Genomic DNA, 15,452 nt, shown 5'->3' with positions numbered 1-15,452 from the left:
CTTTTGAAAACGGGATTATTAGCTTCTCATTCAGGATTGCGGCGAAATCCAACATTTGATGTTCGCCGGTTTAAATCGCGTAACAGATGCAAAAAAGCATCGTCGTGGAGGGGAGAAACAAGATGTCATTCAAGAAGAGATTGTGCCTGCGGACGGCAAGCGTTGCTATTTCTACAACTCTGGCAATAGGCATGGCCAACCCGGCCATCGCTCAGGTTCAGGGTGAGACTGCGCAGGAGAATGAGTCCAATAGCAACCTCATCGTCGTGACTGCTCGGAAACAGGAAGAAACCCTGCAGGATGTTCCAGTCGCAGTGGCCGTTATCAGTGGTGACACGCTTGATGACTTCCGCATTGATGAGGCCGCTGATCTCGTTAGCCGCGTGCCTGCTCTTTCAGTACAGGTCGGTGGTTCTGGCGCCGGTGCGCAGATTGGTATCCGCGGCATCAACTCTTCCAACATTTCGAATGCATTTGATTCCGCAGTGGCAATTAATATCGATGGTATAGCCGTGAGCACGCAACGGATCTTGCAATCAGCGTTTTTCGATCTGGAGCAGGTGGAAGTCTTGAAGGGGCCTCAGCCGCTATTCTTCGGCAAGTCGACTTCAGCAGGTGTGTTAACTCTGCGCAGCGCGAACCCAACGCCAGACTGGGAAGTATCCGGGACTGTCTCCTATGAATTCGAAGAAGAGGGATATACAGTAGGCGGCTACATCTCCGGGCCGATAACGGATACTTTGGGCATCCGCGTCGCCGCCGAATATCAAGACATTGATAAGTTCGTGGAGCTGCAGGACAATGTGCCCGCGCTCGATCGCGATAAGGGATTGACCAATTTTATCGGCCGTCTGACGCTCGCTTTTGAGCCTTCGGACAGGTTCGATGCAACCCTCAAAGTCAATTACAACAGGCAGCGTTCGGAGACGTTGAACGGCTTCACTGACATGTTTTGCGGCGGCAACGGGCAGCCGGAGCCATCATTCCTGGCGGTGTTTGGCTTGTCATTTGCGCCCACCCATAACTGTAATATTTCCGACAATCTGTTCCCCGGACCTGATGGTGATGCCAGGATTAACGTTGCCCCGGACGGACTGGACCTCGGCGGACGTGATGTCACTCAGGCATTTAATGACACCGATCTGTTCTTTGCGAGTTTAGAGGCCAATATCGGATTGACCGAAAACCTTACTCTGACATTGCTTTCAGGTTATGTTGAGCTGGACAATATTTACAACGACACTTTCAACACAACTGGCCAAAACGCAGATGGCACGGCCGCTGGATTTACGGCACCGTTTGTCAACACTCTAGAGCAATACACTCAGGAATTTCGTCTCTCAAGCGACTTTGCAGGCCCGTTCAATTTCCAACTCGGTGGCTTCTGGGAAAGTCGTGATAGCGGGCTGCTAACGGCTCAAAACGCGTTTCTGCCATCGATCTTGCTGGGACCGGACGCCGCCACTGGCTTTACGTTTGACTGGTTGGCGGATCGCCCTCTCTCAGCCGAGGCAATCTCGTTCTATGCAAGTGGTTCGCTCGACCTGACCGACACAATCAACCTGTCCGGAGGTGTTCGCTGGACCGATGAACAAAAGAGCACAACGATTGCTTTTCCGTTTGTTCATTCGTTCATCTCCGGTCCGTTGGGAGCGGTCCCGTCTGGCTTTTTTGCTGGCCCGATTAAATTCAGCGACAGCAATTTCTCTCCCGAGGTGGTGTTGAAATACTCGCCAACTGATGATTTCAATGTCTATGCAGCGTTCAAGACTGGCTTCAAATCAGGTGGTGTCGATAACAACACTCTGCCAACAGGAGCGGTACTGTTATTGAACGATCCCGATCCGGCAGTTGCTGAAGCTGCTGCTGACTCTCTTCGGTTCGATTCAGAGACTTCAACTGGTGGTGAAATTGGTGTTCGTTCGCAATTGGCCAACGGGTCTTTGACACTCAACGCAACCGCATTTTACTATGTATTTTCTGACCAACAAATTCAGAATTTTGATGTCAATATTTTCAACTTTTCGACATTCAACGCTGGTGAGACCACAACGCAAGGTATCGATGTTGATTGGCGCTGGTCTACGCCACTCGATGGACTTACCCTAAGCGGTGCTGTCGCTTATCTTGATGCCGCCTTCAGCGACACCTTTGTTTCAGTGAATGGTTTGGATTTGGATGGCCGCGCTGCTGCTCGAGCACCTGAATGGTCCGGCAATGTGGCTATCGATTGGGATATTCCCCTTGGCGATTCGCTAGAGCTTGGGCTCAATTCGGTGATCAGTTACACAGATGAGTACTTCACAACGACCACCAGCCCAACCGAACTTGATCCGGCAACAAACATCGGCGACATCGTCCAGGACGATTTCTTTACAATCGACGGCTCAATATCGATCGGTGATCCGGACGGGAAATGGACGCTATCGTTGATTGGAACCAATCTCACGGACAAAATTTTCATCAACACCTCCGCTCCGCCCCCATTTGGCGCGCCCGGAACTGATGACCGGTTGGTAACTCTGAATCGAGGCCGGCAAGTGTTTGTCGAGGTTGGCTTTAAATTTTAGTTGGCGTTCTCTTCCGACTGATCCCGTAGTTGGGTGCTGGAAACCATGTTGGCACCCAACTTTTCTTCCTGATTCTGTTCGGAGGTTGTCTTGCGATTTACAGTCATAGCATTGTATTGTCGTTGGAAGCTGGGACAAAACCAATGTCCTGTGATCATCGATACCGCCCTTTCTTGCAGAATCCAAAAGTGAGACCTGATGCAAACAAAAATGGAATACACGACAAAGTCAAAGTTACTGCAAGCTGCGATCAAGGTGTTTAGCAACCATGGTTATGCTGGCGGTTCAATTCGTCAAATCGTTGATTTGGCTGGCACCAATATCGCAAGCGTAACCTATCACTACGGGTCAAAGAAACGGCTTTGGCAGGCTGTTTTCACTCATCTGCAAGACAATTTGATTGAAGCTATTTTCGTCGATTCAGACAAGTGGCGGGACATGACACCATATGACAGGGTGAAGAGTACAACCCGCAATTACGTGCGATTTTGCGCTCGCTATCCCGAGCTACATCGCATCTCAATGTTTGAAACCATTCAAGGTGGCGAGATGCTCGATTGGATGAACGAGCGGAAATTTGCTCTGTTCTCAATGAAATCAATGGAGTGGGTCTCGCTGGCTCAGGACGAAGGTGTCTATTCTTCAGATGTATCTGCCATCCACCTGCACTTCATCGTGACGCACGCGTCTAACTCCATCTTTCTTCTAGCCCCCCATATCAAAGCAACATTCGGTATTGATGTCTTCGAAGAAGAGCAGATTGAGAAGTTCACGGACGCCATCATCTCTCTCTTCTTGAACAGCGAACCTGTTACAAGCCTAGGCAAATTGGGTACTCAGTCGCCGTCCGCAACAGTTCATGATAGCGAGAATTCCGATAAAGTGCGGAATGCGCTCCAAAGTCAATTTTCTGCGGATTTTAAGCCCTCATGACAGACGATCCGGTCGACATCGCGATGCAAAAATTGCTTGGCGGATTGGACCTTGTCAGCGGAGATCTTCCCGTTGATGATCCGTCTACGGGAGAAATTATCGCTCGGGTGCGCGCATATGGCCTCGATGAGATTTCTCAGATAATCGGTGGCGCGGATGACGCCCGACATGCTTGGGCGGCTCGGACTGCGAAAGAGCGCGGGGCCATTTTAACAAAATGGTTCAATTTGGTCATGGCTCATCAATCGGAGTTGGCACATTTGGTCACCGCGGAGTGTGGCAAGCCGCTGACGGAAGCGATGGTTGAGGTATCCTACGGCGCCGCGTTCATTGAATGGTTCGCCGAAGAAGGGAAGCGCGCTTATGGCGAAACCATTCCCAGCTTTGCTGCAGGCAAACGGGTCCTTACCATAAAGCAACCGGTTGGAACCAGTGCAGCAATAACGCCGTGGAACTTTCCTATCGCGATGGTGACGCGCAAAGTCGCACCTGCACTCGCAGCAGGCTGTTCAATCGTTTTGAAACCAGCGGAGGCGACTCCGCTTTCCGCGCTTGCGCTGGAAAAATTGGCGATAGAAGCGGGCGTTCCCAAAGAGGTTTTCAAGATCATTCCGGTCATTGACCCTGCTCCCGTGGGTAAACTTTTTTGCAGCGATGAACGTATCCGCAAATTGAGCTTCACCGGTTCTACGCCGGTCGGAAAAATTCTGATGAGGCAGGCGGCGAAAAATGTCACCAAAGTGAGTCTTGAACTGGGCGGAAACGCACCTTTCATAGTCTTTGACGATGCAGATATTGATGCCGCTGTTGAAGGATCAATAGCCTCCAAATTCCGAAATGCTGGCCAGACCTGCGTATGCGCGAACCGATTTGTCATCCAGGAAGGCGTGGCAGAGGAATTTACCGAGAAGCTTACCGCCAGAATTGATGGACTGAAAGTTGCGCCGGGTCTGGAACAAGGAGCCGAGATTGGTCCGCTGATAAACGATGCAGGCCATTCGAAGGTCAGCACCTTGGTCGAAAGCGCGATCGCTGCGGGAGCAGTTGCGCGTCTCGGCGGCAGATCAAGCGATAGGGGTGGAAATTTCTACGAGCCAACCGTCTTGACCGGTGTCACGAAGGATATGGATATTGCCAATGCAGAGATCTTTGGCCCGATTGCTCCAATCATGACCTTTGCCGATGAGCAGGAGGCAATTCGCATTGCCAATGATACGCCATTCGGTCTGGCAGCGTATTTTTACGCACGTGATCTGGGGCGTGTATGGCGGGTAATGGAAGCGCTCGAATACGGGATGATCGGGATTAACGATGGCATCGTCTCATCTGAAGTCGCACCTTTTGGCGGGATAAAACAATCCGGGCTTGGGCGAGAGGGCTCAAAGCACGGGCTCGATGAATATATGGAGCTGAAATACGCTTTGATGGGCGGCATTTCCTGATCAATCCAAAGTTCACACAAGCGCAATTTCTTAAACGGAGAACGATATCATGGCACAACCCTTTTCCGATCACCCCTATCTCACAGGCCACCATCAGCCGATGCGGTTCGAAGCGCACGCGCCCGATTTGATTGTCGAAGGCGAGCTGCCAGAAGATCTGCACGGGGTATTCTATCGCACAGGTTCAGAGCCGCTCTACGATCCGCCAGAAGGCTATCACTGGTTTGATGGGGATGGGATGGTTTACGGCTTTTTTTTCGAGGATGGCCGTGTGTCGATGCGCAACAAATGGGTGCGCACTGAAAAATTTGACGCTGAACTGGCGGCAGGCAAACGTTTGTTTGGGGTTTTTGGCGATCCTGCAACCAGTGACCCGAGCGTGCAGGGCGTCCGCTACAACACTGGCAATACAAATATCATTCTCCACAATGGTAAATTGATGGCCGTTATGGAGGGGTGTCCTGCCATCGAAATGGATCCGCGCAGCCTCGAAACGCGCGATTATCTTGATTATGGCGGGACGATCACCGGGCCATTTTCTGCGCATCCCACCGTCGATCTTACCACTGGCGAGATGATGAGCTATGGATGGATGATAAACGGACCGCAGGGCAAACCGGAAATCCGCTATGAAGTAATCGACAAGAACGGCCAGATCACAAATCAATTCACGTTTGAAGCGCCATATATGAGCATGGTTCACACCGCACTTGTTACCGAAAACTGGGTCTTGGTGCCGTTCAACCCGCTTGAGGTTAGCCTTGATCGCGCGATGAACGGCGGCCCGATGCAGGCATGGGTCAAGGGACGCAATTCGCGCTTTGCCCTGTTCCCGAGGCATGGAAGCGCCAGTGATATTCGCTGGCTGGAAATGCCGGGCCGGCACATGTTCCATGAGCTCAACGCTTGGGAAGAAGATGGCAAGTTGATCGCAGATGTCGCGGCCGCCAATGGCACTGCACTTTTCCCGAACGATGATGGCTCGCAAAGTACCCATGGCGACACAGCATTGGAATTACGACGTTGGACCATTGATCTAACGGGCAAGACCAATGACATCAAAGAAGAAACCCTCAACGATCGCGACATCCAGTTCCCGCGCCCGGATGACCGTATGATGACGCGCAAGACGCGCCACGGTTATGCCAACCTCAATCTCAATTCGGTCGATGGACGCGTGGATGGAATGGATGGCGTAATCCACTTCGATACAAAGTCCGGCAAAGAGGATATTTACCACTTTGGCAATGGCGCAGGCTGCGGTGAATTGGTCTTCGCGCCAAAGACCGGGTCAACTGAAGAAGCCGATGGCTATGCAATGAGCTTGATCCATCCAGCCAATTCCAACACGACTGAATTGGCAATCTTCCAGGCACAAGACGTTGCCGCAGGCCCTGTAGCTAGGGTCATCATCCCCTATCGCATCCCGAGCGGTTTCCACTGCAATTATTACAGCGCGGACGGCTCTCTAGCTGAACCTATTTTTGCGTAACGAAAAGTCAGTCAGCGGGCCCAATCTATGGCTTGCTCAAAAGCCGAAAGCTGAATGCTATGTCCAGGCCAGATCGATCATTGGTACTTCTCAAACATGGCCTCACAATTATCTTGCCAATGCTCGATGGGATGTCCTGCAGTTTGGCAAACGGACCTCATCGGAAAGAGCGGTCTCGATCGATGTAAAAGCAGCTTGGTCGCCTTTTATGTGGAAACTGGCAAGGTCAGTGGCATAGCGCACACCGCTACCGCTTTGGGATAAGGGCAGGAGTAGTGTCCGGCTTTTTGAGGGCTTCGACGAGACGGAAGCGTGACGGAAATAAGCTGGTTGGCATCAATGGACATCCATGAGACCTGAAGGCGGAAACTGTCGTCACATAAATATGTTGTGGGGCTCCGGTCCGTGCGGAAAACCGGACTCAGACTGTCCTTCGATTGGGCAGGCAGAGGGCTCGCAGAACTAGCCAGCATGATCGCTAATCCCAGATAGTTTGTTTCAAAAGTGGCATTAGATCACTCCTTCGACGAGACTAAATGTCTTCAGGGATGCTCTCAATCTAACCGACCTTTGCTAGCTGCCAAATGGTGTGATTGCACTATTCCGCGGTGGCTCAAGCAGCCCTAGAACTAGCGGCACATCAATTCAGGAGACCCAATATGCGACCGCAAACCCTGTTGTTAATTGCCGTCACGAGTATGACCCTTTCCGCCTGTCTGGGCGGTGGGTCTGTCAGGAGTAACCTGTCGCAGTTCCATACGCTCGAATCTGTTCCGGCATCGGCTACATTCTCTGTGGTCTCCTGGCGACCGGAACTGGACAGTTCGCTCGAATTTCGCAGCTATGCGCAGCGCTTGACTGCGATCATGCGGGAAGCTGGGTTGAGAGTCGTCGAACCCGGTCAGCCGGCAGATTATATCGCCTATCTGGATTACGGCATCGATGATGGCCGTCCCGTTACCTACACCTATAACGTCCCGCAATGGGGTACGACTTATGGAAGTCAAACCACTTCTACCATGGTAGACGACAGAAATCCCGGACAGCAGGTTATCAACAGCACCGTGCGGGGCACGGATCCGACATATGGCATTACCGGATATACGCAGGAGGTCCGGAACAGGACCGTCTATTCCCGGTTTGTGCATATTGATATCCTGCCAAAGAACGCTATTTCCAAGACCACTCCGGTATATGAGTTACGCCTGAAAAGCAGCGGATCATGTGGCAGTATTCCATCATTAATGCCGCGTTTCATGCGGGCCATCGAGAAACGGTTTGACCGCAAGTCCGGATATTCCGGCAAAGTGAAAACCGGCGGCGTGGACTGCTGAGCATCTGGCTGATGACTTCTGGACGAAGACAAGTACAAACCACTGTATAGAAGTGGTTTTTTTAAAAAACCAATGAACTGCAGATGAACGATTTTCCGCGAATATGGTGTGATTCCACTATGGGCTTTTGGGCCACTTTTCCACATTATTGTTGCATCGCCAGAGACGGGGAGAACGAGCATGAGAAAGATCAGATTGCATTCCGGATTGTCACTGACAGCGGCAGCGTTAGCAATAACCAGCTTTGCCGGGGTTCAGTCGGCGCAGGCGCAGGCAGAAGGTTTTAACGCGCTGTTCGAAAAGAATAGCAGCGAAACGCGCAAATTGGAACGGCGCGGCAATCAGGCGCGAGACCGGAGACGGGATGCCCGGCGGACTGCCGACCCAGATTTCAATGGTCCGGATTATCGCCGACATGTCGGTGACCTGGCGGCCAATAGCGACCTTCAGGAGCTCGAGCAGCGGGGCCATGATGCCCGTCGTGCTCGGCCGGGACAGCAGATTAATGATGTGAATGACCTTACGCCGACCGAGCGACAGCAATTGGATCGTCGGGGCCGCAATGCACAAGTCGCACGCGGCGCGAGACAGGGGTATCAGAATAACGGTCATCCTTCTGCACAGCGCAGCACTACACGCCACCAGCGTGGTCGGGCACGCACGCCGCGCGGCACGGATTTCCAGGGTGCAGCTTATCGCGAGCATGTTGGTCGACTGGCCGGAACCGGCAATCTGCAGGAAGTGGAACAGCGCGGCTATGATGCCCGTCGGGATCGGCCGGGACATCAAATTCGGGACGAATACGATTTAACACCAAACGAGCGCCGGGATTTGCAGCAGCGCGGACGCCAGGCACAGGTTACGCGTGGACAGCGCAATGGTTTCCGTCCAGTGGCGACGGGACCAACCGGTGGCACCCGCCACTACCAACCGCGTGCAGGCTATCGTAACAATGGCTATCCGGGTGCGGGCAGAGCGCCAGTCCGCGGTCAGGGCGCCCGCAATATGAGCAGGACAAGCCGGATAAAATCCACCGCCAGAACTGGTTACGCCGCGACATCTCTGTCGAACAAGGTTTCGGCCATCGATATGGGTACAGAGGCCTTTGGTGGGCACAGCACCGGAATTGGCGAATATGGCGTCGACATGACTTTCGGTCAGGCGCAAACCTTTGCCAATGGCGGTGACCCTGTCATAGCCGCTGGGCGAGCGACAGAGCGGTTCGGACAGAATCTCTATGGCGCAACACGCGGTGTTGGCGAGTCCATCCGCGACCCGCGAAAAATCCCGGGCAACGTGAATCGGGCCGTGACAGGTGTTGCCCGAACCGGCGTTGGCGCGGTGCAATATGTCGGTGAAACCGCTGTGAAAACTACGCGAGATGGCGCCCGGTTCATGACTGATCCCAAATATGCCGCCAAGCAGGTCAATCATGGCACAAAACAGGTCGGAAAGACTGTGAGCAATATCGGTAAATCGACCTGCAAGGGTTTTTCCACGCTCTTCGGGCTCAACAAGCGGAAGTGCAAATAGGAGCGCTTATCCGGGTCGATCTGCCGAGGGAGAATGAACATGACCAGCATTATCAAAACCGTTTCCGCTGCAACCCTTCTGATAGCCCCGATGATGGCGTCCGTCTGGAGCGCTCCGGCACAAGCCAGTGGAGCCACGCCCCAGTATCGCGCCTATTGCGAAGCCAAATATCGGACGGGTGCCTTGAAAGGGGTAAAACCGCGTTGGAGCTTCGGCTACAACAGTCGCACAAAGCGGATGGAATGCCGGGAAGCGGACTCCATGGGGTTCAATACATCAGTCAAAGGCCGGACTTTCTGGATCAACCTGAATGAGCTGTGTCACTTCACGACGGGCCGGTCGGATTTCCACTGGCACGGAGAGGGCCGGGTCGTCTGCGGCCGGAATGACCATAGATGATTGTTTTGTTTCTCCGCCAAACTGCGCTGGTCGCGTTAAGTTTCTCCATTTGCCTCGCGCTGTCCGGGATATCGCTTCCTGAGCCTGCACAGGCTGGTGGATCATCGATCAATCTTTCGAAATTCTGCGACGGCAAATACCGCACCGGTTTGCTGCGGGGGCTGCAGACCAAAATTGTTGCCAAGTGGGACTCCAAGCGCAAGAAATGGGGCTGCTACATTCCCCAGAAGATGGGATATGGCACTATTACTCCAGCCCATTACAAACCTCTTGGCTATGCTGAGGCTTGTCGCAAGTTTCGTGGCACATCCCGCTACCATTTACATGGTCGGACGCTGCATTGTGGCCGAGATACAGTACAGCGCAAACAGCCACGTCGCCAACCTCCACCGTCAGCCGGAAATGGGAGAGGAGAAGCCCAGCATACTGCGCTCAGCATGTGCAACCGATCACGCACAGATACGATATACGCGGCTTGGGTGTGGCACGACTGGGGCGAGAACCGGCGACGCAAGAACTGGCGTGCACAAGGCTGGATCCGGCTGCCACGCGGTCGCTGCGAACGCATCGAGTTTCCGCATTATCGCAATGGCGATCCCTATGAGGATACGGTTTACCTCCATGCAACGTCGGACCGGGTGAACTGGGGTAAAGGCAACTATGCCTTCTGCCTGCACCCGTCGGACTTTGATCACTTGGACGCCGACAAAATGGCGTGTACAGGACGAGATCAGTGGCTCGCGGAAACGTTTGAATTCCGGCTTGATCCAGGCGTAGAAAATACGTTCAATTTCAACTAGCAGCTGTCACCGGCAGTTGTCGGTCCAGCATCATGAGATGGGGCCATCTATGAGAGGCAATCAGGTCTGCTTCGCACTATCCAGCAAGCCTTCGCGCAAAGCCAGTGCCAGCAATTCAGCGACGGAATGGGCGCCCAGCTTCCGCATGATATTGGATCGATGGTTGTCGACCGTATTCGCGCTGATGCCCAGTCTTTCGGCAATCGTCCCGTTGGTTTCGCCGCGTGCGATGGCGAAAAGTATCTGGGATTCCCGCTGGGTCAGTTTTTCCTGTTCTTTCTCTTCGGTCAGCAGATCGGCAACTTCCGGGGGCAGTCGCCGATTGCCTTCGCAAACCAGTTTAAGTTCGTGGGCAAGATTTCCCGAATTTGATGTTTTCAGAAAAATTCCATCCACACCATTATCCCAGGCTTGGGCCAACAGCTTGCGCGATGTCAGGCCCGTGAGAATGGCAATTCGCGTGTCCGGACACCATCGACGCACCTCCTCCAGTATCTCGATACCCGTCACGTCGGGCATGGAGATATCGAGAAGGACAATATCTGGAGAAAGTTGTTTCACTCTCTCCAGGCCCGCACCTCCATCTGCGCACTCAGCGACGACATCGAAGCTACCGTGATTTTCGAGAAGCATCTTGATTCCCTGACGGACCACGTCATGGTCGTCCACGAGGATGATTGAATATGCTTTCTGCCCCATGTCCCATCCCTGACCCGAACCGCCGGCAAGCTTTTCCTGTTGCGCTCAAGATTCTTGCCATCTGCCTTCTTTCCATCTTTTTTGCCGAAAAACCAGCATTTGCCGTAAATAGTAAGGATGCGTCCGATTTTGTCGAATTGCGTCAGGATGATCCAAATCGTGAAATTACAAGCTATATCAGTTATTTGCTCGACCCCGAACAGAAGTTGACGCTTTCGCAGCTTCAACAGGACCAGGGAGAATTTCGCTTCCGGCAGGTCGCAAAATCAGAACCCAATTTCGGATTTCAGAAAGGAGCGATCTGGCTGCGGCTGAAGCTCGGCAACACCGGCAATGAGGAATTGCAACGTATCCTGGCCATCGAGACAAATTTTGTCAGCGAGATCGAAGTCTTTCAACAGGTCGGGGCTTCAACCCAAAGCCTGATGAGGCAAAACACCGAGATGCCCTTTCGAACGCGCCCGATTGATTACCATCAACTGGCCGTGCCATTCTCAGTTGAAGCCGGTCAGCAGTCCGTCTTGTGGGTCCGGTATCGCACAAGCGGACTGACCGCTTTGCCCATGTCGATTGAAACGCTGAACAGTTTCAACTCAAGATCTAACCGGGAGATGGCTTTAAATTTCGGGTTTTATGGTATCATCGGCATGTTCCTGATCGCCAGCATAGCGGCGGCCATTTTTGCTCCGGCGCGGATATTTATATATTATTTCTTCTATGCTGCTGCCGTCCTGATATATATTTTCCATCGCGACGGATATGCGTTTCAGTTCCTCTGGCCAGACTGGCCGCGCTGGAATGCTTTTGCTTCCCTTCCGCTGGCGGCGGCACTGACGGCTTTTGCCTCCCAGTTCACGCGCAGCTATCTGAACACCCGGGACGATTTTCCCGTTTATGACCGAATTTTGCTGGGGATCATCCTGCTGCAAGTTCTGATGGTTCTTGTGACGGTCTTTGTTGATAGCGAACTGATCAAGCAGCTGATGACGATCAGCATTACCCTGTGCGCGATGCTGTTTCTGTCTGCGGGATTGTCCGCCTTGCGGACAAAGGGTCGAAGGGTGCTCTTTTTCGTGATCGGCTGGTCAGGTATTGTCGTAGCGTCCTTGACCACCTTTACCGCTCATTGGCTTGATATTGAAGTGACCCGGTCGGCAACCCTGGATACCATGCGGACATCAATGATCTTTGATGCCTTCATGATGGGCGTTGCTTGCGTCAGCGTCGTGTCGGAATTGCGCAAGGAGCGCGAACAACTGATGGTTCAGCGGGCTGCATCCGCGGAACGCAATTTCGAGCTTGCCGGAAGACTGGCCGGGCTCGAGCAGAAATATGAATTGGCACAGGCGATGGTTGAAAATTCCAACCGGATGGTTGCTAACACCACGCATGATCTTCGCCAACCGCTGCATTCTCTGCGGTCCGTGATACACAATCTATCGGACAAAAAGACAACCGATAAAAGTGAAATCGACCATATTGAACAGTCGCTCCAATATATGGAATCGCTGGTCGAAGAGAATTTGAACCAGGCCAGCGAGGACCGCCGCCAGGTGCCGGAAGCGCCGAACCGGCTGATGAGCGCATCACATATCCTTCAGGCTATAGCCACGATTTTTGCAAAAGAGGCAGAGGCCGCTGACATAAAATTGAAAGTCGTTCCGTCTTCCGCGCAAATGACGGCAAACTCTGTTGCGGTGTTGCGGATACTCAGCAACCTGGTCGCCAACGCCATTGCCTATGCACCCGGCGCGCGCATAGTTGTGGGCATTCGTCGCCGGAACACGCAGTTAATATTTGAAGTTCACGACACAGGTCCCGGAATGACGGCCGAACAGTTGAAAACGGCGAAAACGCGAAGTCAGCGGGGCGAGGAAATTTCTGCCGGCAATCCCGATGGCAAGGGCCTGGGCCTGTCGATTGTGAGTGATTTGACGGAACAAATCGGGAGTGTCTGGAAACTCAGTAGCGTCCCGGGAAAAGGCACCGTCGCACAATTGTTCCTGGATTCGCAATAGTTCGCGGGGATGAGGGCTAGCAGGCCGAAGATAATAGTGTGTTCACACCATGTAGGCCGGATGTCAAAGGGCCTATGATGCACGTCTGTCAGGAGGTGTAACATGTGTATTTTTGTCGGAAGAAACTTAGCGGGCGCAATCATCAGTGCAGCTTTCCTGTTCACACCTGCCCCGACTCTGGCCCAAAGCCTTCCGACTACAGAGAACGGCTTCTACATGATGCGGACGAATGCAGATGACCTTTCCGAATATAGATCAGTCGACAGCATGTGCATCGGCGAAAATCATGATGATCTGATGGCCTTCAAGAATACTGGTGATGGCACGCTTGATTTTTTTGAGCTGAGAGAGGGGGAGCAGATTGCTCCAACCAAATTGAAACTGAGCGAACCGGATGCCGGGGTCAGCCAGATACGTTACAGGCTGATTGAACCGGAAAGTGATGAGGCCGTTGCTGAACTGCATTTCATAAATCCGGGCGCCTTGGGCGATCCGGCCCAAATATCCATGGTAACATTATCCAGCGTGCATGTTCCGCGGTATAATTTCACAAATCTCGACTGCCTGATGGGCAAGGATATTTTATATGCCGGTATTGATCAAAATTACAGGTTGACGGTGATGGCCGACGCAGAAGGCAATCTTTTTTTCATGCTGAGCTCGATAATAGAACCCGGGGTGGCGATGAATTTGACCGGCGGGTTCTGGTCCTCTGGCAAGCGGGGAGAAATCATCTTTACCTTTATCGAGGGTAGCGCAGTGACAAGCATCAAGGCCGCACCTCACCAGCGCATTGAATATCCGGCATGGCGAACCGCCAATCCTGATGGGCGTCAATATTCGGCAAGTCCTAAAGGATTTTTCGTGGCCGACATGGCAAAGCTGGGCAACAAGTCGAACCGATTGCCCTATGGGCTCGTCCTGCATTTTGAACGGCTCGAGATCTGTAGTCATCTTGCTGGTGAAACCAGCGGAAACCGGGATCGCGACAAGCAGGTTGCAGATAGCTGGCAAAAAGTGGGGTGTGATGAAGCAAAGATGCAACACAGTGCTTATGTCGAGCAATTTGCGGGCAACGAGGCGGTTTCCGAAATACTGAAAACACATGGTGCAGATTTTCTGGATCATGGTCACGGACAGCGATAACAGCGGAGAAAGTACATGGGCAGAAAAAGCTATATTGGAGCCGGGCTTGTTGCAGCTGTGCTGGTTGTTGTTTCTCTGCTTATGCCGCCACCGTCGCCGGACAACCGCGCACATGCGTCACCCGCAATTCCTGCCATACTGCTTCAAACCATCGGAGAAGCGGAAAACCAATGCCGTATCGCTCGAGAAAGCTGTGAAATTAATTCCAACCGTTGCAAGGCAAATGAGCAGTATGAGAGAAAACGGACGGACCAGTGCAAAGCCAATGTCGTCAGAAAATATGACAACTGCAAAAACCGCCGACTGAGCACATTGCCGGGGCTTAAGAGTAATCTTAACAATGGTAGGGGGCCCAGTGCGAGCAATGTTCAAAGATATGAGGAGAGAGCGGTAATTCAAGCGTGCGGTCGTAAACCAACGCGCATCAGCATGCAAAGGAGCTGCCCTTCCAAACCAGGCGGATGCTATTCGCGGGGCTATTGCACACAGCAATATCAGCGCTGTTCATCCAATGCCTATCTGGAAGAGCAATCAAATAGCCGGTACCCAGCTCCAGAACCCCCGCGCGCGCCACAACAGACAGAAACCTACGCGCCGACACGTCAACCAAGAACAATTCGGCAAGAACAACCCAAATCTTTCCGGAGCAAATATCACTATCGAGTAACCAACACCTGTACGTCTCCGGTAAGAGTTGCATTTGCAAGGTCGAGCCGAAACAAGAATTCCGGCGTTACGGTATGGGGCTGGCACCGCATTTCAGCGCGAGCCGACATGATTGTTGACTTACATGGTTATGACCTCAGAGATTTTTACGCACATGTTGACAATGGCAAGATACAGGGTTGGCGGCAGAAATCGGACATTTATCTGTCAGACAAAGCGGAGTTTCGCTGGTTGTTTGTTCCGGGGGCAACACCTTCAAATTACGACATTGAGGCGGGAAAGCTCAGGAAAGCTCCATTCATCTTTGTGGGAAACAGGAAATATATCGACAGCAAGACAGGTCCCGGCGTCCCCGAAATCAAAATCAAAAACTGCAAGAAGAAATAGGTATCAGCTGTCAGCCATATCCAGCTTTGCTGT

Annotated in this window: 12 protein-coding genes; 11 read left to right on the top strand and 1 reads right to left on the bottom strand. The window is 52.6% G+C overall.

Annotated elements, in window-relative coordinates:
* Positions 1–122 precede the first annotated feature (122 nt).
* From AC6I9Z_RS16045 to AC6I9Z_RS16010, 8 genes are all read left to right on the top strand, one after another.
* The gene (locus AC6I9Z_RS16045) at positions 123–2,570 is read left to right on the top strand and encodes a TonB-dependent receptor (protein ID WP_461458877.1); all 2,448 of its coding nucleotides are present in this window, start codon (positions 123–125) and stop codon (positions 2,568–2,570) included.
* 210 nt (positions 2,571–2,780) lie between these two features.
* A complete protein-coding gene (locus AC6I9Z_RS16040) occupies positions 2,781–3,503 on the top strand; it encodes a TetR/AcrR family transcriptional regulator (RefSeq protein ID WP_461458875.1) in 723 nt (240 codons plus the stop codon).
* On the top strand, positions 3,500–4,945 hold the full coding sequence (locus AC6I9Z_RS16035; protein ID WP_461458873.1) for an NAD-dependent succinate-semialdehyde dehydrogenase: 1,446 nt from the start codon (positions 3,500–3,502) through the stop codon (positions 4,943–4,945). Before AC6I9Z_RS16040 ends, AC6I9Z_RS16035 begins: the two co-directional genes overlap by 4 nt.
* A gap of 49 nt (positions 4,946–4,994) precedes the next feature.
* Positions 4,995–6,437, top strand: coding sequence for a carotenoid oxygenase family protein (locus tag AC6I9Z_RS16030; protein WP_461458871.1), 1,443 nt, complete (start codon positions 4,995–4,997; stop codon positions 6,435–6,437).
* Positions 6,438–7,096: 659 nt separating this feature from the next.
* On the top strand, positions 7,097–7,771 hold the full coding sequence (locus tag AC6I9Z_RS16025; protein WP_461458869.1) for a hypothetical protein: 675 nt from the start codon (positions 7,097–7,099) through the stop codon (positions 7,769–7,771).
* A gap of 180 nt (positions 7,772–7,951) precedes the next feature.
* Entirely contained in the window at positions 7,952–9,304 is a 1,353-nt protein-coding gene (locus AC6I9Z_RS16020) for a hypothetical protein (protein WP_461458867.1), read from the top strand.
* 39 nt (positions 9,305–9,343) lie between these two features.
* Entirely contained in the window at positions 9,344–9,703 is a 360-nt protein-coding gene (locus tag AC6I9Z_RS16015; RefSeq protein ID WP_461458865.1) for a hypothetical protein, read from the top strand.
* Positions 9,700–10,503 carry a DUF1036 domain-containing protein gene (locus tag AC6I9Z_RS16010; protein WP_461458863.1) on the top strand — a complete coding sequence of 268 codons (804 nt, stop codon included), beginning with the start codon at positions 9,700–9,702 and terminating at the stop codon, positions 10,501–10,503. Before AC6I9Z_RS16015 ends, AC6I9Z_RS16010 begins: the two co-directional genes overlap by 4 nt.
* 60 nt (positions 10,504–10,563) lie before the next feature.
* On the opposite strand, the gene AC6I9Z_RS16005 is transcribed toward AC6I9Z_RS16010, so the two are convergent.
* On the bottom strand, positions 10,564–11,202 hold the full coding sequence (locus AC6I9Z_RS16005) for a response regulator (RefSeq protein WP_461458861.1): 639 nt from the start codon (positions 11,200–11,202) through the stop codon (positions 10,564–10,566).
* Here AC6I9Z_RS16005 and AC6I9Z_RS16000 point away from each other — a divergent pair.
* The 3 genes from AC6I9Z_RS16000 (at position 11,187) to AC6I9Z_RS15990 (ending at position 15,419) form a co-directional block, all read left to right on the top strand.
* A complete protein-coding gene (locus tag AC6I9Z_RS16000) occupies positions 11,187–13,220 on the top strand; it encodes a sensor histidine kinase (RefSeq protein ID WP_461458859.1) in 2,034 nt (677 codons plus the stop codon). The genes AC6I9Z_RS16005 and AC6I9Z_RS16000 overlap by 16 nt on opposite strands.
* Positions 13,221–13,322: 102 nt before the next feature.
* Positions 13,323–14,366, top strand: a complete 1,044-nt coding sequence (locus tag AC6I9Z_RS15995) for a hypothetical protein (RefSeq protein ID WP_461458857.1) — start codon at positions 13,323–13,325, stop codon at positions 14,364–14,366.
* 15 nt (positions 14,367–14,381) lie between these two features.
* A complete protein-coding gene (locus AC6I9Z_RS15990) occupies positions 14,382–15,419 on the top strand; it encodes a hypothetical protein (RefSeq protein WP_461458855.1) in 1,038 nt (345 codons plus the stop codon).
* Positions 15,420–15,452: the final 33 nt, after the last annotated feature.

Source organism: Parasphingorhabdus sp. (genome assembly GCF_059726685.1).
The sequence above is the reverse complement of the archived record's forward strand: the minus strand, read 5'-3'. Positions and strand labels throughout refer to the sequence as shown.